Consider the following 19,144-nt stretch of genomic DNA (forward strand, 5'->3'; position numbering starts at 1 on the left):
GATAATCCGAGAAAAGACACCCACGATAACAGTGAGTGTCTCTCTGCTCTATCCATATGCCACATGGATACCATGCGGGCATGATTTAAGGCTTGTTTTATTTGCGTCTGCGGCGGCGTTCTTCACGGGAAGGACGTTTCTCCGCTGTTTCGGAGCTGTTCGTGCTGACTTTGCTTGTGTCTACAACAGCCTGACGCTCTTGCTGGCTTTGACTTTGAATTTGCGCTCTCATCACATAACCAGCAACTTCTTCCTGAATGTCAGCGACCATCTGATTGAACATTTCAAAGCCTTCGAATTGGTACTCACGCAGTGGATCGGTACCACCGTAAGCGCGCAAGTGGATACCTTGACGCAGTTGTTCCATCGCATCGATGTGATCCATCCATTTGCGGTCAACCGCACGCAGAACAACCACTTTCTCGAATTCGCGAATGGTTTCTTCGCCAATTTCTTTTTCGCGTTGCAGATAGTACAGCTCTACACGCTCGAACAGATAGTTAACCATCTCTTCTTTTTCTTTCTCTTCCAGTTCTTCCTTGGTCACATGAGTTGTTTCTACGAGGAAGTTATTGTTCACGTAGTTCGCAACTTCTTCCAGTTCCCAGTTCTCTGGAATGTCATCGTTACAGTGAACCTCAACAACGCGCTCTACACAAGGCTTGATCATTTGCAGCACGACTTCACGAATGTTGTCGGACTCCAGCACTTCACGGCGCTGTTTGTAAATGATCTCACGCTGTTTATTCATTACATCGTCATATTGCAGGACGATTTTACGCATATCAAAGTTACTACCTTCAACGCGACGCTGTGCAGATTCCACAGCACGTGTAATCATGCGGCTCTCAATCGGCTGATCTTCCTCAAAGCCAAGCTTCTCCATCATGTTCATCACGTTGTCCGCGCCAAAGCGCTTCATCAGCTCATCGCCGAGGGACAGATAGAACTGAGTCGAACCTGGGTCACCCTGACGACCAGCACGACCACGCAGCTGGTTATCAATCCGGCGAGATTCGTGACGCTCCGTACCGATAATGTGCAGACCGCCCACTTCAGCTACGCCTTCACCCAGAATAATATCGGTACCGCGACCCGCCATGTTGGTCGCAATCGTTACCGTTCCCGGTTGACCGGCACGTGCAATGATTTCTGCTTCCTCTGCATGGTATTTCGCGTTCAGTACTTGGTGCTTGATGCCTTTGCGTTTCAGCATTTCCGACAGCAGCTCGGAGTTTTCAATCGATACCGTACCGACCAGCACCGGCTGGTTTTTGGCATGGCGTTCTACGATTTCTTCAACAACCGCACGGAACTTGCTTTGTACGCTCTTATACACAACGTCTGGAGAATCCTGACGTTGGTTGATACGGTTTGTTGGAATTTGTAGTACTTCCAGACCGTAGATTTTTTTGAATTCTTCTTCCTCTGTTTTGGCTGTACCGGTCATACCGGCAAGCTTACGGTACATACGGAAGTAGTTCTGGAACGTAATCGTTGCCAGCGTCATACTTTCGTTTTGTACTTTGAGGTTTTCTTTTGCTTCAATCGCTTGGTGCAAACCATCGCTGTAACGACGACCTGCCATCAGACGACCAGTAAATTCATCAACGATCAATACTTCACCTTCGGACTCGACATAGTCGACGTCACGGTGCATAATCACATTCGCTTTCAGCGCCTGTACCACGTGATGGTTGATCGTTACGTTTTTGTTGTCATACAGGTTTTCGACGCCGAAGAAGTTCTCGGCTTTTTCTACCCCTGCTTCTGTCAGTGCTACGGATTTTACCTTGATGTCTACAGTGTAGTCATCTTCCGCTTTTAGACTTTTCACAAAACGATCCGCTGCAAAATACAGCTCAGTCGATTTTTGTGCTTGACCCGAGATGATCAGCGGCGTACGTGCTTCGTCGATCAGAATCGAGTCGATCTCATCAATGATACAGAAGTGCAGCGGACGCTGTACCATCTGCTCTTTGTACAGAACCATGTTGTCACGCAGGTAGTCAAAACCGAATTCGTTATTCGTACCGTACGTAATATCGCAAGCGTAAGCTGCTTGTTTTTCCTCATGCTTCATGCCGCTCAGGTTGATACCGACCGTCATGCCGAGGTAGTTGTAGATACGACCCATTTGCAGACTATCACGCTGTGCCAAATAGTCATTGACAGTTACGACGTGCGCACCTTTGGCTTCCAGTGCATTCAGGTATACTGGCAACGTACCTACCAGCGTTTTACCTTCACCAGTTTTCATCTCGGCGATTCTGCCTTCGTGCAGAGCGATACCGCCGATCAGCTGAACGTCAAAATGACGCATGCCCAGCTGGCGTTTGGATGCTTCGCGAACCGTTGCGAAAGCTTCCGGCAGCAGCTGCTCAAGCGTTTCTCCTTTTTCGAGACGTTCGCGGAACTCCGCTGTTTTGCCCTGAAGTTCTTCATGGGACAAAGCCTCAAATTCCGCTTCCATATTATTGATGATGTCCACGGTTTTCATGATCCGTTTGACATCACGGTCATTTGAATCACCAAAAATTTTCTTAACGAGTCCTAGCATGGTTAACCCCTTTCGCGCAATAAAAAGATAGATTATTGAATAATGGAACAGATACGACGCTTCCGGGGGATTATTCAATAATCTCAGTTGCAATAAATTGTACCAGTTTCAGGGAAGCGCCGCAACAAAACAGCCCTGCTGCCCTGCGATTCACCGGATCACGCTATCCTAAAATTTAAATACGGCCCATGGAAATCATATCCCGTGCCATCGAAGTTCAATATGAAATTTGTTACGTAGACAACTGCCAGAGATCGTCATGTCGCATAGCTTCCGGTCGTTATCGCCCGCTTGCGACAGAAGGTTACCCTGTCTCATACGTAACAACCTGCCATTTTGTTTCCAAAAATACGTGTTTTATAAAAAAACGCAGAGATGATGTACATTCTGCCATACCGTCGTTCCAATAAACGACCGTTGTTACCCGATTGCATACCCTAATTCGCTGTCTGGCAGGGTGTAAGTGCAGATGGCGAAATGTGGATGTGCCGCTTGCAATACCACCTAATCAGTATACTCTACTTTATAGTGGAATGCACTTGTTTGTTGAATGCTTTTCCAGTTTTTGGAGGTACCAAAAAGAGCCTCATCCGCGTTAACGGACAAGGCTCCCATTACATATTCCATATCAGGGTTACAGCGGATAATGCGTTGTTATTTCATAATTGCTCTAGATGCCTGATTTGCAATATCACAACATGTTGCCGGACAGGAATGATGCGGATCATTACTCCTGCTCGATCAGACCGTATTTGCCGTCATCGCGGCGGTATACGACATTGACCTGCTGTGTATTGACATTGGAAAAGACAAAGAATGTATGTCCAATCAGGTTCATTTGCAGAATAGCTTCTTCGACGTCCATCGGCTTCAGGAGGAAGCGTTTGTTACGGACGATTTCGTATTCATCGGTTTCCACTTCGACATCCTCGTCTTCATCTACTGCTAGTGAAGCGACAATCGGATCTTCCACGAAGAAGGATTTCAGGTTCTCGTCATTTTGACGGAACTTGCGGTTCAATTTGGTTTTGTGCTTGCGGATTTGACGCTCCAGTTTGGTCACAACGGAGTCAATGGAAGCGTACATATCCTCGCTGCGGTCTTCCGCGCGAAGCAGTAAACCTGGGAGTGGAATGGTTACCTCTACGGTAAAGCGTCCGCGATTGGAACTGAGTGTCACCATACCGTCGGAAACGGGCGGTGCATCAAAGTATTTCTCCAGTCTGTTCAGCTTTTTGTCCACATAATCTTTAATCGCATCTGTAACTTCAAAATGTTGACCTCGAGTAGCAAAATTCATGTGGCATTCCTCCTTTATCGAATTATAACATAGATGTCAGGTGTAAGTAAAAGGAGCGTTAACGCGTATTTGCAAATTATTAAAGCGTTAACAATTTCCAGTTGAAATTTCGTCACATCTGTAAACCTGACTGTAAAATAACACTAAATTGCAACAGCCGCTAAGCTATATAAAAAGGAAGCATATTTGTCCTAATGCAGCTGTCGCTTCTGACTATATATTTAACGTTGCCGTTACTTTTGAGACTTAACCGATTTGGCGATTATTAAACAGGCTGTGGAGATTGGAGATCAAAACCGCATGCAATGATGAGGTGAAAATCGCCTAAAAAGAGAGCGCAAACGAATTTAAAATGACCCTTGTAATCATATGGAATTTCCATCCTGCTTGCTTTGCCTGTATACATCTATCATTCCCACTGTGTATGTACTCATGTCTTGATATACGGGTGCTTTTGATTGTTTAAACACATAAAATACACAGAAAAAGACCCCGGAAATGTTCCCGGAGTCTTAGCTAATTATTCAAATGTAACCATCAGAATTACCTATGTAAGGTCGGCAAAAGCCAAGGGATGATTATAATTTGATAACGTTAGCTGCTTGAGGTCCGCGTGCGCCTTCAACGATGTCGAATTCGACAGCTTGACCTTCTTCAAGCGTTTTGAAACCTTCGGATTGAATTGCGGAGAAATGTACAAATACGTCGCCGCCTTCGTCAGTTTCGATGAAGCCGTAACCTTTTTCTGCGTTAAACCATTTCACTTTACCTTGCATGCAATAACATTCCCTTCGTTATCAAATAAAATAAGGCATCGCCTACATTTCTGAATATACCATCTCTGGTTGTAAAATGTCAATTGGAAAAGTAAAGGTTTTCCTGTAATTATATTACATAATTCCATCATGTTTCATACGCTTAAATCACGGAATAATGATACGTCAAACCTGGATGTTTCTATTCTCCATTTAACCCTTGTTGAATTTCTATTATCAGGTTTTGAATATCCAAATCTGGATGTTGGATTTGCGTCAAATAATGGACTGCGAGCTTCTTCTCACCGAAGTTATACAGCATAATCCCCATATTGGATAATAACTCCTCATTCGCTTTATTCCATTTCAATCCATTTTGAAACAGAGGCAGTACCAGATCATACTTTTCATGGTTGTACAATTCAATCGCCAGATGATTGTATAACTCACTTCTATCTTGCGTTATCGTTTCATTGGTATCAATATAAGCAATTACATCATCGACACCGATTGCATCTGCTACCAGCAGCGTCACAATCTGCGGTACAAAATCATCATTTTGTGGTGTCAGATCATCGAGGGGCGACTGTGCATGTTGTCTGCAAATCACAAGATAATCTTTAACTACATATTGAGATTTCGCATCATCATCATAGTTGCTGAGCTGAATGATTTGATCAATCTGCGCTTCTTGCTCCGCTGTCAAAGCCTGCTCTACTTCGCCGATATATTGTATATTGTCATAACCGACTCTGGTAAATAAATTATGGATTTCTATATAGCCAAAATGATGCTTCGGGATCTGATAAGGATAGCCGATATACTCAGACTTAAATTGCCCATTCACAAATTCTAAAATATCTTCATAAAACATAGCGTTGTGAATTTTAGTCAAAATCACGCCATCCTGCTTTAGATATTTACGTACACCTGCGAGTAGCGCATACGGATCGGCTACATACTCCAATATTTCTGGTAAAAGAATATAGTCGAAATAAGCATCTGGGTAATTCAGATCCTTTTCCACATCGCCAACTACTGCATTAGCAAAGTAAGAGGCAATACCAATAGCAGACTCATTGATGTCCATCCCATGAAGTTCAACATTGGGATATTTATTTTTGATCTGCAAAAGCGTTGCTCCACATCCGCAGCCCAATTCCAACACCTTAAATGTCGCTTCCTGACTTTTATCAATCCTATCAATTAAAGCATAGTTAATCTGTGTAGCATAACCAGAGTGAAATCCCCACTTTTGACGAAACTTCTCCTGATTTTTACTCATCAGATCCGTATAGGAATTATCCGGTTTAGCTTTGAAGGAGACGGAGCCAAAATGATGAATGAAGGTATCTCGGCAAACCATCATTTTATACCCGGCTTTCAGAATTCGAAACGAATAATCGCTATCTTCAAAATTGCCCGGTGTAAATATTTCGTCTAAGAATCCGATTTGATCCACAACTTCTTTTTTGATAAGCATACATAACCCTATCAGCTTCATGCGTTCTTCCCATTTTGCTGGATTGGAGACATTTAGATTGGTCGCAAATTGAAGCATGTCTTCAATGGAATTGTACGGTACAGGAATCATTTGATAGTTAGCAGAGTTGTTCGTCACAGGCCCTACAGCACCAATCGATTCATCGCTATACAAGCAAGTCACCAAATTATCTAACCACTCCGGGGTTACAATCACATCATTATTCAATAGTAAGATATTATCTCCTGAAGAAACTGTAATCCCTTGGTTGCATCCTTTGGGAAATCCTTCGTTTTTGGAGTTGAATATGGTCATGATATCCGTTTGTTCTGCCAACCAATCCCTTGTTCCATCTGTAGAAAAATTATCCACTACGATTAGTTCGTAACTTGCAGGATCGGTAAACTTCCTTATGCTATCAATACAAATTTTCGTATAATCCAATTGGTTGTAGGTCAAAATAATAATACTGGTTTTCAGATTTTTTCCGTTCACATTATTCATCTCCAAATTCCATACCCATTTTTTTGCCAACCTGAAACTATTACAAGCTTCCGTTTAGTTGTTGATAAATCTTATCTCTTACGTCTCCAAACAAATGCCAATCCGTTTGTGTAGCATTATCACTGCTCTCACGCTGGGAATATTCACTGGTGACCTCGTTAATATGATAAAAATCGCTCAGATCACTAAGTCTGATCCAAAAATCCCAATCCTCTAGAACATGGTACTCTTCGTTAGCGCCGCCTATTTGCACAGCGAGATCCTTTTCAAACAAAGCAGTTAATACGGGAATGTAATTAGCCTGTCTCAACAGCTCATAATCGAAATCCTGCGCATATCGCAAGCTTTTGGCTTTTGTTTTCCACGTATCGTCCTGTTTGAATTCTCTTCTTAATAAGGCATTGGAGTACACCACGCGTTGCTGATTAAAAATAACTTCACTCATCAATAAGGCAACATGGTTCGGATACATTAAATCATCATCGTCCAAAATATTAATGTATGTTCCACTGGCAAGCAGAATACCTTTATTTAATGCAGCAGCTCTTCCTACCGATTGCTCATGTCTTTCATATTGATACGGATAGTTTACCTGTTGCAGCATATCTTCCACATCTTCTCCGCCATCATTGATAACAACAACCTCGATTTGCTTGTACAATTGTCTGTTGATGCTTTCCAGACATCGCTCTAGCAAGTCTCTTCGGTTTTTCGTTCGTACAATAATCGAAACGGTCGGCAGATCGTTTACTTGCTGCAATGCGTCATCCAATTCTTTGTACAGCAGGCTCATAAAATGATCAAACATATCCAAATCCAATTCTCTTAGATCAGCGAAATATTTGATCGCCGTATCATAATCGCCAATACTAATCAAAAAATAGGAAATATTAAAGATCAATTCTTTATTATGAGGTTCCATTTGCAGTGCTGCTTGAAAATACGGAAGAACTCTTTCAAATTCCCCATTTTCAAAAAACAACACTCCCAGTGTATTATAAAATTCAAATTTCCGTTCAGACGCTTGCTTGTAATGAATATGATCCATCAAAAGATGATCGGGATAGCTCGCTACCTGCTCATACCATGTAGTTGGATCAATGTGTTCAAACACAGCACTCAGCTTACTTTGCTGAAGAATCAAAATATAGTCACGATAGACAAGCTGCTCCTTCAACTGCGGATCAACTGCATTCATAATCGTCCGTGTCAAATCCGAATGAACCGACAAGCCCAGTATACCGTACGTACGAATCACATCAAATCCCTGATCCATTACAAAGTGTTTGATGTCATCAAGCGTAAATGAACGAGTCAAAGGAGCATCCACGTTCTCTCCTTGATAGCTCCAATTGCCCTTTAGCAAGCGATCCACATTCGCAACTTCCATTGCATTGGACACCGTGACAATCATCTGCCCATCCTGCTTTAAATAGCTGGACATTTGCGAAAAGTATTCTTTGATATTGTCCACTTGTTGTACAGCATCGTGAACAAGGATCATATCATATGGATGAAGAGGATCAATTTGGCTTTCAAGCTGCACCTTATCATTCGCTCGATCATGTATTTGTGATAAGACGGCATGTTGATGATGCAACCATTCCGAATGAAATGGTTCGCTTGTACCCAATGCTAATACACGCATCTTATCTTCAGTCGGACAAATCGATGTAATGATGTTGAATAATGCAAGGTCCATATATTGCTGCTCAGCCTGCTTGTTCCATTTGAGATGAAATGCTTCTCTATCTGCATTCAGCAAGTCACTTAGCATGTGGATCGTATCGGTTGTTTTAACGGAATGCGGATCTGTATACGGAATAGCGTAGATCCCATTATGATGTGCCCGTGTCAGAAAATCCAAAGCCATCAATCTAGGGGTATGAAACTGCTCGTCAAAGCCCCCATTTGTTTCAATCACATCTTTCGTGATCAGGAAGAACTCCATGCTTGCGTCAAATGGTTGAATGGGACTCAATTCCGAATGTTGTTCTCTCACATCCACATGAACGAGTACATTCTTTTCATATTGACCTGCACTCGGCACCAAACAAAGATTGTTGATGCTGTCCTTGCCAACTCGTACATGATCACTCAACACGATCATATGGTTGTGCGTAGCCATCTCTAACCCTTTATTGCAGGCTTGTGCATAATGGAGCGGTTGATGACTGAACAATGTCAGCATCCCGCTCTGCTCAGCTAACCATGCAGTAATATCACTGTTAGGGATCGTCTCCACAATAATCACTTCGCACTGTTGCTCTAGCACACTTTTATAAAGGTGATCCAAACACGATTGCAGCTTCTCAAGGCTGGCTCCCGCAACCAAAACGATGCTCAATGCTTGTATATCCGTATATTCACTTTTCTCCATACACGCCTCACTCCATTCTGCAACGATAATCAAACCTATTCGGAAAGCTGTATTCCTTCTAGTCTTTGTAGTGAGGGGGCATAATCGTATCTTGCGGCTAAAAGATACTGCTCTTTTGCTTTCTCCAATTGCCCAGTCACTTCATAAAACACACCCAGATTGTGATGCGCCGCGAAACTCCCTGTTCCGCGCACACTGCCTTCCAGATCACTCTCACCGATTTCCAATGCACGCTGGTAAAATTGCTCAATCAGAGGCAGCATATCGCCATACTGCTCCGTATCACTCAGAATCAGCTCCAACAAATACAGCGCCGATACAAAATAAAAATCTGGGTAGTGCCCAAAGTGCTGCTGTTCATTTTCAATGACGGATAGACCTACCTCCAGATGACCGGAAGCGATAATCGCATATATCAGATTGATCACAATACCTGCGGCATAATTCTCATTGCCCTGCATATGCAAATACGCTTCTTTAACATGCTGAAAAGCCAGCTCATGCTCATCCAATCCACGATACTCCTTGGCAAGCTGATACAGATAATACGGATCGTTCGGTTGCTCCGCTAATACTGCTTGCAGAATCGGAATATTACGCTGACTTCTGGACTGCTCATAATAGCCGTCGTGTTGAATCTCGATATCCACAATCGCACGCGGATAATGAGACTGAACCTGCTCATGAATTCTACCCTCGTATTGGCAATCTGCTGGCAGCAATCTAGAAATATAGCTTTGCTCATAATTGACACCATCTGTTCCCTTGAAGGCATCAATCCGTTTGATCCGACCGATGTGCTTTACAGGTTGAGAGATGAAGGTACGCATCGCTTCCCCACAATCATTGGAAATGTATTCATCCGCATCCAGCACCAGATTCCAATCGCTAGTCGACTGCGACAAGGCAAAATTGCGCGCAGCTGCGAAGTCCTGTATCCATACGTAGTCCACGATCTTGGCATGGTATTGTTGAGCAATTTGCTTCGTATGGTCCTGTGAGCCTGTATCCACGATGACAATCTCGTCCACATAGGCGGCTACACTGTCCAAACAACGTTTTAGCGTCCGTTCTTCGTCTTTGACGATCATAACAAGCGAAATGGTTGGTTTCATTGCTTCTCCTTCCACAACAAAAAGGTTTCTTTATTTTGGAATTTATTTGGAAATCCAAGCCTTATAGCCTATTATTGGTATATAGTTTATTAAACACATTCTTGTGTCCACTTACGGCTTCACTCTTATGTATTCCAGAGTTTGGTTCATCCATCTCCTCTGCACATATGTGAAATTGATTCACACTGATATTATCGACAAGAATAGACAGATTTTATATAGGCACAGGGGTATAAATTTAGTGAGGCATTTATAGGAAACAGCGTTTATCCGATATAGTGTATAGATACACATGATGAAAGGTGGGGAATTATGAATCAGCGTTTGAAGGTAGCCATGCTGATGAGCAGTTATTCCGGCTCAAATACGCTGGCATTATATCGCAATATGCCGGACTACATCCGCGATAAATATGAAGTCGTGCTGCATGAACTGAATCATGCACATCAGCATCCAGACTTTTACCATAGCGATGTTTATATCAATACACACGGCGAATACCCATCCAATCCGGGCAAACTGAATGTAGAATTATGGCACGGCTTTCCAATCAAAGGTATGGCATTGATGGATCGCGAGGAGAAAACCGAGCCAGCTGAAATCCTTGGCTACTGGTCGGACATCAATATCATCGCCTCCTATTCACCGCTGTATAATACACTGATGAACGCCTGTAACGGTGCGCGCATTGAGCAGTATCAGATCACTGGCATGCCTCGTAATGATCTGCTATTACATGCTAACAGTCGGCAGCGCTTGACGAAGATGATTCCAGAACTGGAAGGCAAAAAGATTCTCTTTTTCATGCCGACTTTCCGTAAATCCGTCGTCACTCCTGATAAAGTGGATGGGCATAAAACGGAGAGCAATCTGTTCGGCTTTGCGGATTTCGATCAGGCGGCATTTGCTCGTTTTCTGCAAGAAAACGATTTGGCGCTAGTTGTAAAGCTGCATCCGTTTGAGGAAGCTTATTTTCTGGATACCTTCGCTGACTGGAATGCGCAAAACATTTATTTCCTCACCAACGATATGCTGATTGCGGAGCAAGCGGATCTGTATGAATTGTTGGGTGCAGCTGATATGCTGATGACGGACTATTCGTCTGTTTATTTTGATTATATGCTGCTGGATCGTCCACTGCTGTTCACACCTGTTGATCTGGAACAATATCGTCAGACACGGGGCTTTTTGCTGGAGCCTTACGATTACTGGACACCGGGACCGAAAGCACTGGATCAGCAGCAGTTGACCGATGCAATCACTGTCTATCTTCATGATCCTGAAGCATATCGTACCCAGCGACAACAGCTGCTTCCTCTCATTCATACGCATACCGATGATCGTTCAGTGATCCGGGTATGGGAGACGATTGATCGTTATATCGCAGAACACGCAGACCAGATTGCGCAGCAGCAGCAGCACACGATTGAGAATCGACAGTTGCAGGAGCAGGTGAAGCAGTCCATTTATGTCATGATTGAGCAGGGTAAGGTGATGGAGGCAGAACGTTCGTTACAGGAATACCTGCAAACCGCTAGAGCGGATGCCGATGTCTTTTCCATGAAAGCAATGATTCACCTGCTGGCAGGACAATTGCAGGATGCGATTGATACACTCAACAAAGGAAGCGAGTTCTTCCCGCATAATGCAGATTTGATCTACAATCTCGCTTACATGTATGAAAGTGCTAGCGATTGGCAGAACGCCTCGCTGCATTACCAGAAGTTCGTCTTAATGTCCGACAACGAAGAACTGAAGCAAGCAGCACAACAAAAAATACAGTCGCTCAAGCAGGAAGGGGCATGGGAATGAAGAAAATTATTACGTACGGCACATTTGATTTACTTCATTACGGTCATATTTTGTTGTTTCAGCGTGCACGTGCGCTGGGCGATCATCTGACGGTCGGCTTGTCTACCGATAGCTTTAACGCTATCAAAGGCAAGCATGCACACTTTTCTTACATTGAGCGCAAAATGATGCTGGAAGCGATTCGTTATGTGGACGAAGTCATTCCCGAAGAGAACTGGGAACAGAAAAAGGATGATGTGCTGAATTACCACATTGATACCTTTGTGATGGGCGATGATTGGCAAGGCAAATTTGATGATCTGAAGCCGTATTGCAATGTCATTTATTTGCCGCGGACACCGGATATTTCGACCACGTCGATCAAGACCGATATTCGTCAGTCTTCCCCAGCTTCACCCTCACCAAACACTGGTAATATTTAAATAAAAAGGTACAGGAAGGTATTCGCCTCTTTACGATGAATACCTTCTATTTATTTGGGTTGAGCATACAGGTCATCACCACAACGGAGGACGATATGAAACTGATCAGTCTATGTATGATTGTAAAAAATGAAGAAGATGTGCTTGCCCGCTGTCTCGACAGTATCAAGTCCATTGTCGATGAAATTGTGATTGTTGACACAGGCTCTACCGACGGTACACGTGCCATTGCAGAACAATATGGCGCCAATATCTTTGAATTCACTTGGATCAATGACTTTTCCGCCGCCAAAAATGAAGCGATTCGCCATGCCAATGGTCAATGGATTCTCTTCCTAGATGCGGACGAATATTTCCGTGGCAATGATGCACTGGAATTGAGAAACTATTTGTCCCAGCAGCAGCCGCAACCGAATGTGGTATTCAATTTACCGGTCATCAACTACACCGGCTCGGCGAAGGAAAATCATATCATGGAAAGCTCTGCCGATCGCGTCTTCCCCAATCATATGAATATTTGGTATGAACGCCCGATCCATGAGCAGATTGTATCCAGACAACCGAATACACAGCTATACAATTTTAAGCTGCCTTACCGGATTCATCACTCCGGCTATCTGCATGAAACATTGGAAAAGAAAAACAAGCATGAACGGAATATGCAGATTTTTAACGATTATGAGAAAAACAACAAATTGGAAGCTTACGACTTCTTTACGCTGGGCAATGAATACTACGCTACGCAAAACTATGCGCGGGCGATTGAATATTTCCAACAAGCGATCCAACAGGCGGAATCAGTCAAGGTCGCGTGGTATCCTCATGCGTTGATCGCGCTGATCAATACGTATTATCATTCTGGACGCTTAAATGATTCGTGGAAACTGATTGAGGATAAGCTGGTACTGTTCAAGGAATATCCTGAGTATTACACGTTCCGTGGGATTCATTACGAATGGTTCGGTCATTTTGACGAAGCCAAACAAGCGTATCAACAAGCAATTCAGGTGGCGGAAAAGAAAGCTGCCCAGCATCCAACCTTCTGGATTTATAGCCCAAGTATGGGCTTCGATATTCCGATTGAACGTCTCGGTGATATTGCTCTACGTTATGGTGAAGCGCAGACGTATATCTCGTGGTCGCTCAAGCTTTTAGCACAAAATAACGAAAATATCGCACTGCTGATCCGTACATTGGAGCAGATCTCGCTGGTTGATTCTGCCGAGGGTATCATTTCACTGCTGCGCGGATTTTATGATGATCAAAATATGTATCATGTCACTTTATTATTTGAAGCTTCGCTAGCAATCGCCAATATCGAGATGGCACGACATTTTCTAGCATTGCTGGGTCCAGATTATCAGCTGTCTGTGCAACAACAGTTGCGTCTTGCTTTAATCTCCAAGGAAGAACCAGCGTTGACTCAGGCATTACAAGCTGCTGAACAAGAGCAGAATCGTTCTCTTGGACTGAATAAGCAATGGATTCTGGCAGCACTATCTCAGCGTGATCTACAGCTGCTGCAGTTGGTAGATGCAGGCACGACAGACGCAGCCATCTGGAAGCGTATTGCAGAGCGCTTGCTGACCGAGGATTCTAGCACAACCGACAGCGATACGACTGCATCTACGGATAACGAAGCTACCGATGAAGATACCGAGAATGAGCAGTTATTTTTACTGGCAAAAGACCTGTTCCTGTTGAAACAATTCGATGCCTTTGATCAATTGGTTAATCGTTTCCCACAGCCAGGTCTGGTCAATATGCTGGCGAATTATTTCTATACGCGCGATTGCAAGGATATTGCCTTCAACTACTATTCTCTACTGCTCTCTAAGCAGCAATTGGATGTCATCAGTTTAGAAAATCTCGCCTTTTATCATATTCAAGAGAATTTGCCAGATGAAGCAGTCGAATTTTTGGTCGAAGCCTTACGCCTTGATCCGAACCGTATTTATCTATACGCCGTTATTATTCGTTATGCTAATGGAGAGGTCAAACAGCACTATATTCAGCAATTCAAAGAGCGCTTTGGCAAACTGACCAGTGTACCATTTTTGAGACTTTGATTCTGGCGAAAGGAGACAATTATGAAAATTGCATATTTTATTATGGCTCACCATAAGCCAGATCAGCTACAGCGCTTGCTTCAGGCTATTTATTCGCCTCAGCATCTGTATGTCATCCATGTGGACAGCAAGGCAGACGCGTATCTGCATGATATGGTATCCTTTTTTGCTGAACATAATGACAATATCAAACTGTTAACTAGCCGCTCTGTGCGCTGGGCGGCATGGTCGCAAGTCCAACTCGAACTGGATGCGATTCGCGAGTTGCTGCATATGGATCAAGATTGGGATTATTATATCAATCTAAGCGGTCAGGACTTCCCGCTCGTCAAGCAGGAGCAGCTGGAGCAGTTACTAGAGGGCAACACGAATAACTATGTACGGATTGAGCCGATACCGCCAGCCGAGAAGAATGTGCGGCAAAATTTCTATTGGGTCGAGGATATGGAGCAAATCAAACGCATGGGTGAACGCGAGCCGTTTGAGTCGTATTTTGAAAGTGATATTACACCAGTGTGCGGTTCCAGTTGGAAAATGATTACCCGTTCACTCGCTCACTTTGCTGTATATTCCACCTTTTCTTATGAACTGCAAGAATACTGTCGCTATTGCTTGGCGCCAGATGAGATGTTTTTCCAATTGCTATTGTATAACTCAGACTATGTCATGACTCATAGCAACATGCTGCATCGCTTCTTTGAAATGGAGGCGATGCAGGAAGGCGCGATGAGCCGACCACGTATTCTAACCCAAGCAGATTTTGATAAGATTCTGCAATCAGACTGCGTCTTTGCCCGTAAATTTGATGACGCAGTAGATAGCGAGATTCTGAATTTGCTGGAGAAACATCTAGGGCTGCCGGCTGCCTCATCGTAATTCTAAACTTGGCAGAATCATACTTCGCGGAATGGATGCTATAGATCACTATAGATGGCTGTAGATTACTATAAGTCAACTATGGATCGCTATAGATCACTGTAACTCACTGTAGTTCAACTATCGATCGCTATAAAGAACTATATTCTAACGCATGAACGAGTTACATCCATCGTCAGCATGTATTCCCACTTAGATTGCTCATTTTATTGTCCAAAGAAAAGCAGCCACTGGATCATCTCCAGTGGCTGCTTTTTATCATATAGAATTGAAATCGATATTAGCGACTATACGGATTGCTGTAGCCCATTGCGGTACCTTTATTTTCGCCATATGCTTTACTTTGCATATGATACTGACGAATTTTACGAAGCTGCAATGCTGCATCATCCTTAATTTCATTCATTCGCCCTACAATAATCTCATCATAGGATAGAATATCGCGAATCATCTGCTTTTCTTCTTCATTGACCTGCTCTTTTTGCTCCAGATCACTCATCGCTCCATTTCGCAAAGCGATCAAAGCGATCAGCTCGTTCTCTTCTGCTTCCGCAATATTCTCAGCCGTATAAACCGTCTGATTATACAGCTTGCGCAGTGAGCGTTCAATCATAGCGAAACTTCCTGTTGTACCGCCTCGCCAGAGCCGACGATACGGATACATTCTTTCCAAGTATCGCGCAATTCGGTCAGATGTCCGATGATTTCTTCAGCATCTTCTGCATTTTTGCGGATATTGGCTTGAATCAGTTTGTAGTTCATGTATTCGTACAAACGAGCCAGTTCTTTGGAGATCGGATATTTATGATCAAGAGCAGCAGTCAATTCATTAATGATCGCTTGCGCACGTACCAGACTTTTGTTTGCCAGTTCATATTGTTTATCGTTAATGGCTACGATTCCTTGTTTGGTAAAACGAATCGCTCCATCGTACAGCATAATGATCAATTGCCCAGGGGAAGCCGTTTGCACCGATGACTGTTGATATTTTTGAAATGCTAAGTTCAAAATTCTTCACTCCTTAAGAGAATAATTAGCCTGAGAAGCTGGATAAGCTACTGGACATCGAATTGTATTTGTTTACAGCTGATTCCATCGCTGTGAATTTGGTATAGTAACTGTTCTCGATACGTGTCATAAATTCTTTGAAATCCGAGATTTTATCATCCATCGCCGTAATCTGGCGACTCAGTTCCGAGTTGGATGCAAAATCCGTATTGGTTGAAGTACTCGTTGTGGATGTACCTACTGCGCTGTACAAGGCAGTCAATGCTGTATTCGCAATCTTGGACATTCTAGTGAATACCCCAGAACTTGTACTGGAAGCTGAAGTATCGCTGCTCGTTTTGCCAAACAGTTCAGCAACACGATCTGGATTCGCTTCAATTGCTGCCTTCAGTTTGTCCTCATCCTGAATGACCAACTTCCCTTTTTCGCTGTATGTTCCCGTTGTAATACCGAGTGTTTGCAAATTCAGCGTTGTACCGTCAGAAGTCGTTACAGACGCCAAGGATGTCATACGCAAGTCGGAAACCATCTTGGACAAGGTTGTATCATTGCGCAAGCTACCGCTCTTTGCTTTTTCTTCCCACAGTTTGATCTGATCATCTGTCATGCTTTCTCTTTGCGTATCGGTCAGTGGTGTATAACTACGATATACACTTTCACCCAGCTCGGAATTGACTTTATCGATCAGTGTATTGTAATCGCTAATAAACGATTTGATAGTCGAAAGGATCGAGCTTGTATCGGATTTGACGTTGATATTGGTTACGCCGCCAGTACCAGACACACTATTCAACGTTACACTCACGCCATTGACGGTAAAGTTATTGCTCGCATATTCCATATCCATACCGTTAACGTTAACCTTTGCCACTTTACCGGTAGCAGACAATCCATCCTGCTTGAAACCGTTGGAGTTCGTAAACAGGTCGCCGCTCAAGCTGACTGCCGTTGTAGAGCTTGTGTCGGTATTATTAATAGTCATTTCGCCAGTAGAGGAGTTGAATCCGGCAGTAACGCCAGCGCTGCTAGCATTGATCTTACTTACCAGACTAGCTACCGTATCTGTATCGTCAAAGCTAATCGATGTTCCGTTAATGGAAACCGTATTGCTGTTGTAGCTGATTTTATTAGCTGCTTTCAAGTCTCCCAACTTTGTGTTGGAATCCGCAGATGAAATCCCAGTATCTAGCGACACGCCAGTGGCATTGGATGACAGTCCTTTCAGATCGCCACCAACACTTACTGCGGTTCCTGTATTATTAGAGGAAATAGACAGCTTACCAGAAGTGGAATCGTAAATCGCAGTAGCACCAGCCGATGCATTCGAGTTGATTTTGGTAACGAGTGAACTCATCGTATCAGTGGAACCATCATAAGCGATTTGTACGCCGTTCACTTCAACATAACCTGTATTTCCAAGAGAAGTGCCTAGTGTTTGTGTGGAGCTTTTGACGCCAGTAGATAACTGGAGATTACCGGAGGTTGCCAGCTGATCTACACGTACAGCCAGTGAACCTGTCGCTGTACTAGAAGCGGTTGCGGTAACTGCAGTTGTATTGCCTGTCACAGCTGTCGTTTTCGCGCTCAGTGCTGTTGATTTGGAATACGTAGACAGCTTATTGTTTCTAAAATCAACGATGGAGGTCGTCAGGGTACGATAGTCTTCCTGTTTCCATTCCATCTTTGTTTTTTGTTGATTTAATTTATCCAGCTTAGTTTGCTGAGCTTCCATCAATTTTTTTACGATTGAGTCTACATCCAGACCGGAAGTTAATCCGGATAATCTTGTAACTGCCATTGCAATTCCTCCTTATACTTTTTTATCGACCAAAATGCCTGCATTTTCAAGCATTTTTGCTACAGCATCCAATGTTTTCTCAGGTGGAATCTCACGAATCAGGTTGCCGTTATCTTTATCATAAACTTTGATCATGATTGCATTTAATTTATCATGTACCGATATTTGGAGACTCACATTAGGGCCTTGCATGGCCCGCGTGATGCGCTCCATTTCCTCGACCTTCTTCTTATCATCGACGGACACCACTTGAACTGACGGATCGCTTGCCGTATCTTCCGAAATGGGAATGGCATTAATCTGAACAGGTTCGCTTGGAGTAATATGTAGCAGATTGGGATTGGCTGAGCCTGTTGCTGAAACGTTCATCTTCATTAGAACACCTCTTTTCCCGGTATAATGCCCGGTGGGATGAATGATTTCATATCTTGCCTGTTATTATATATATCGGCTTCATCGGAAGAGCATTTAATATAAATCTCATATTTCCCGGTAAATAATAGGTAAAATAGTGCGTAATACCTTATTCCCATCCCCCTTTTTTCATAATCAGGAAATTGTATGTAATAAAAAAACGAGAGGCCCCAGAATTCCGGGACCTCTCGGATGGGCGAGAATCGCCACCGCTTAGGATTAACGCAGCAGGGACAGAACGCCTTGTGGTGCAGAGTTAGCTTGGGACAGCATGGATTGTGCCGCTTGTACCAAGATGTTGTTTTTAGTCAGTTTAACCATTTCAGAAGCCATATCAGTATCACGGATGTTAGATTCCGCTGCTGTCAGGTTTTCTGTAGTAGTACCCAAGTTGTTCGAAGTGTATTCCAGACGGTTTTGCTTAGCACCCAGTTTCGCGCGCTCTGTTGCTACCGATTGGATTGCTGTTTCGATGCTGCTCAGGCTAGATGTAGAAGTCAAACCTTTGAAGCTTGTAGTTGTGATCGCACCGATAGAGATTGTTACGCCAGTTTTATCGCCAACTTGGATTGTAACACCCTTCGTGATGCTGATACCGTTGAAGGTTGTTTGGGACATGATGTTGTCGATTTGTGTACCCAGCTCGCC

Annotated in this window: 15 protein-coding genes; 4 read left to right on the forward strand and 11 right to left on the reverse strand. The window is 43.5% G+C overall.

Going from position 1 to position 19,144, the window contains the following annotated elements:
- Nucleotides 1–97: 97 nt before the first annotated feature.
- From secA to ABXR35_RS22675, 6 genes are all read right to left on the reverse strand, one after another.
- Nucleotides 98–2,560, reverse strand: coding sequence for a preprotein translocase subunit SecA (gene secA, locus ABXR35_RS22650; protein WP_367064338.1), 2,463 nt, complete (start codon nt 2,558–2,560; stop codon nt 98–100).
- A 727-nt stretch (nt 2,561–3,287) separates the two neighbouring features.
- The gene (gene hpf / locus ABXR35_RS22655; protein WP_367064339.1) at nt 3,288–3,860 is read right to left on the reverse strand and encodes a ribosome hibernation-promoting factor, HPF/YfiA family; all 573 of its coding nucleotides are present in this window, start codon (nt 3,858–3,860) and stop codon (nt 3,288–3,290) included.
- Between the two features lie 578 nt (nt 3,861–4,438).
- Nucleotides 4,439–4,636 (reverse strand): cold shock domain-containing protein, encoded by a 198-nt coding sequence (locus tag ABXR35_RS22660; RefSeq protein WP_367064340.1) that lies wholly within the window; start codon nt 4,634–4,636, stop codon nt 4,439–4,441.
- Nucleotides 4,637–4,817: 181 nt separating this feature from the next.
- Entirely contained in the window at nt 4,818–6,593 is a 1,776-nt protein-coding gene (locus ABXR35_RS22665) for a glycosyltransferase (RefSeq protein WP_367064341.1), read from the reverse strand.
- A gap of 49 nt (nt 6,594–6,642) precedes the next feature.
- The gene (locus ABXR35_RS22670) at nt 6,643–8,982 is read right to left on the reverse strand and encodes a glycosyltransferase (protein ID WP_367064342.1); all 2,340 of its coding nucleotides are present in this window, start codon (nt 8,980–8,982) and stop codon (nt 6,643–6,645) included.
- A 35-nt stretch (nt 8,983–9,017) separates the two neighbouring features.
- Nucleotides 9,018–10,097 (reverse strand): glycosyltransferase, encoded by a 1,080-nt coding sequence (locus tag ABXR35_RS22675; protein WP_367064343.1) that lies wholly within the window; start codon nt 10,095–10,097, stop codon nt 9,018–9,020.
- 312 nt (nt 10,098–10,409) lie between these two features.
- Here ABXR35_RS22675 and ABXR35_RS22680 point away from each other — a divergent pair, with 312 nt between their 5' ends.
- The 4 genes from ABXR35_RS22680 (at nt 10,410) to ABXR35_RS22695 (ending at nt 15,276) form a co-directional block, all read left to right on the forward strand.
- Nucleotides 10,410–11,909, forward strand: a complete 1,500-nt coding sequence (locus ABXR35_RS22680; RefSeq protein ID WP_367064344.1) for a CDP-glycerol glycerophosphotransferase family protein — start codon at nt 10,410–10,412, stop codon at nt 11,907–11,909.
- Nucleotides 11,906–12,331 (forward strand): glycerol-3-phosphate cytidylyltransferase, encoded by a 426-nt coding sequence (tagD, locus tag ABXR35_RS22685; RefSeq protein ID WP_367064345.1) that lies wholly within the window; start codon nt 11,906–11,908, stop codon nt 12,329–12,331. Before ABXR35_RS22680 ends, tagD begins: the two co-directional genes overlap by 4 nt.
- A 95-nt stretch (nt 12,332–12,426) precedes the next feature.
- On the forward strand, nt 12,427–14,400 hold the full coding sequence (locus ABXR35_RS22690; RefSeq protein ID WP_367064346.1) for a glycosyltransferase: 1,974 nt from the start codon (nt 12,427–12,429) through the stop codon (nt 14,398–14,400).
- 21 nt (nt 14,401–14,421) lie between these two features.
- Entirely contained in the window at nt 14,422–15,276 is an 855-nt protein-coding gene (locus ABXR35_RS22695) for a beta-1,6-N-acetylglucosaminyltransferase (RefSeq protein WP_367064347.1), read from the forward strand.
- Nucleotides 15,277–15,556: 280 nt separating this feature from the next.
- Here the strand turns inward: ABXR35_RS22695 and ABXR35_RS22700 are convergent, their stop codons facing one another.
- From ABXR35_RS22700 to ABXR35_RS22720, 5 genes are all read right to left on the reverse strand, one after another.
- On the reverse strand, nt 15,557–15,889 hold the full coding sequence (locus tag ABXR35_RS22700; RefSeq protein ID WP_367064348.1) for a hypothetical protein: 333 nt from the start codon (nt 15,887–15,889) through the stop codon (nt 15,557–15,559).
- Nucleotides 15,886–16,284, reverse strand: coding sequence for a flagellar export chaperone FliS (gene fliS / locus ABXR35_RS22705; protein ID WP_367064349.1), 399 nt, complete (start codon nt 16,282–16,284; stop codon nt 15,886–15,888). The genes ABXR35_RS22700 and fliS overlap by 4 nt, the downstream gene beginning before the upstream one ends.
- Nucleotides 16,285–16,309: 25 nt before the next feature.
- Nucleotides 16,310–18,082, reverse strand: a complete 1,773-nt coding sequence (gene fliD, locus ABXR35_RS22710; RefSeq protein WP_367064350.1) for a flagellar filament capping protein FliD — start codon at nt 18,080–18,082, stop codon at nt 16,310–16,312.
- 12 nt (nt 18,083–18,094) lie between these two features.
- Nucleotides 18,095–18,457: a flagellar protein FlaG gene (locus ABXR35_RS22715; RefSeq protein ID WP_367064351.1), complete on the reverse strand. Its 363-nt coding sequence runs from the start codon at nt 18,455–18,457 to the stop codon at nt 18,095–18,097.
- A 258-nt stretch (nt 18,458–18,715) separates the two neighbouring features.
- The coding region (locus ABXR35_RS22720; RefSeq protein ID WP_367064352.1) for a flagellin at nt 18,716–19,144 on the reverse strand (429 nt) is incomplete at its 5' end.

Origin of the sequence: Paenibacillus sp. JQZ6Y-1 (genome assembly GCF_040719145.1) — a bacterium.
GTDB lineage: Bacteria > Bacillota > Bacilli > Paenibacillales > Paenibacillaceae > Saccharibacillus > Saccharibacillus kandeliae.

Excerpts from the sequence above, each read along its gene's own strand:
- secA (WP_367064338.1), bottom strand. The coding sequence starts at position 2,560 with ATGCTAGGACTCGTTAAGAAAATTTTTGGTGATTCAAATGACCGTGAT.
- hpf (WP_367064339.1), bottom strand. The coding sequence starts at position 3,860 with ATGAATTTTGCTACTCGAGGTCAACATTTTGAAGTTACAGATGCGATT.
- ABXR35_RS22660 (WP_367064340.1), bottom strand. The coding sequence starts at position 4,636 with ATGCAAGGTAAAGTGAAATGGTTTAACGCAGAAAAAGGTTACGGCTTC.
- ABXR35_RS22670 (WP_367064342.1), bottom strand. The coding sequence starts at position 8,982 with ATGGAGAAAAGTGAATATACGGATATACAAGCATTGAGCATCGTTTTG.
- ABXR35_RS22675 (WP_367064343.1), bottom strand. The coding sequence starts at position 10,097 with ATGAAACCAACCATTTCGCTTGTTATGATCGTCAAAGACGAAGAACGG.
- ABXR35_RS22680 (WP_367064344.1), top strand. The coding sequence starts at position 10,410 with ATGAATCAGCGTTTGAAGGTAGCCATGCTGATGAGCAGTTATTCCGGC.
- tagD (WP_367064345.1), top strand. The coding sequence starts at position 11,906 with ATGAAGAAAATTATTACGTACGGCACATTTGATTTACTTCATTACGGT.
- ABXR35_RS22690 (WP_367064346.1), top strand. The coding sequence starts at position 12,427 with ATGAAACTGATCAGTCTATGTATGATTGTAAAAAATGAAGAAGATGTG.
- ABXR35_RS22695 (WP_367064347.1), top strand. The coding sequence starts at position 14,422 with ATGAAAATTGCATATTTTATTATGGCTCACCATAAGCCAGATCAGCTA.
- ABXR35_RS22700 (WP_367064348.1), bottom strand. The coding sequence starts at position 15,889 with ATGATTGAACGCTCACTGCGCAAGCTGTATAATCAGACGGTTTATACG.
- fliD (WP_367064350.1), bottom strand. The coding sequence starts at position 18,082 with ATGGCAGTTACAAGATTATCCGGATTAACTTCCGGTCTGGATGTAGAC.
- ABXR35_RS22715 (WP_367064351.1), bottom strand. The coding sequence starts at position 18,457 with ATGAAGATGAACGTTTCAGCAACAGGCTCAGCCAATCCCAATCTGCTA.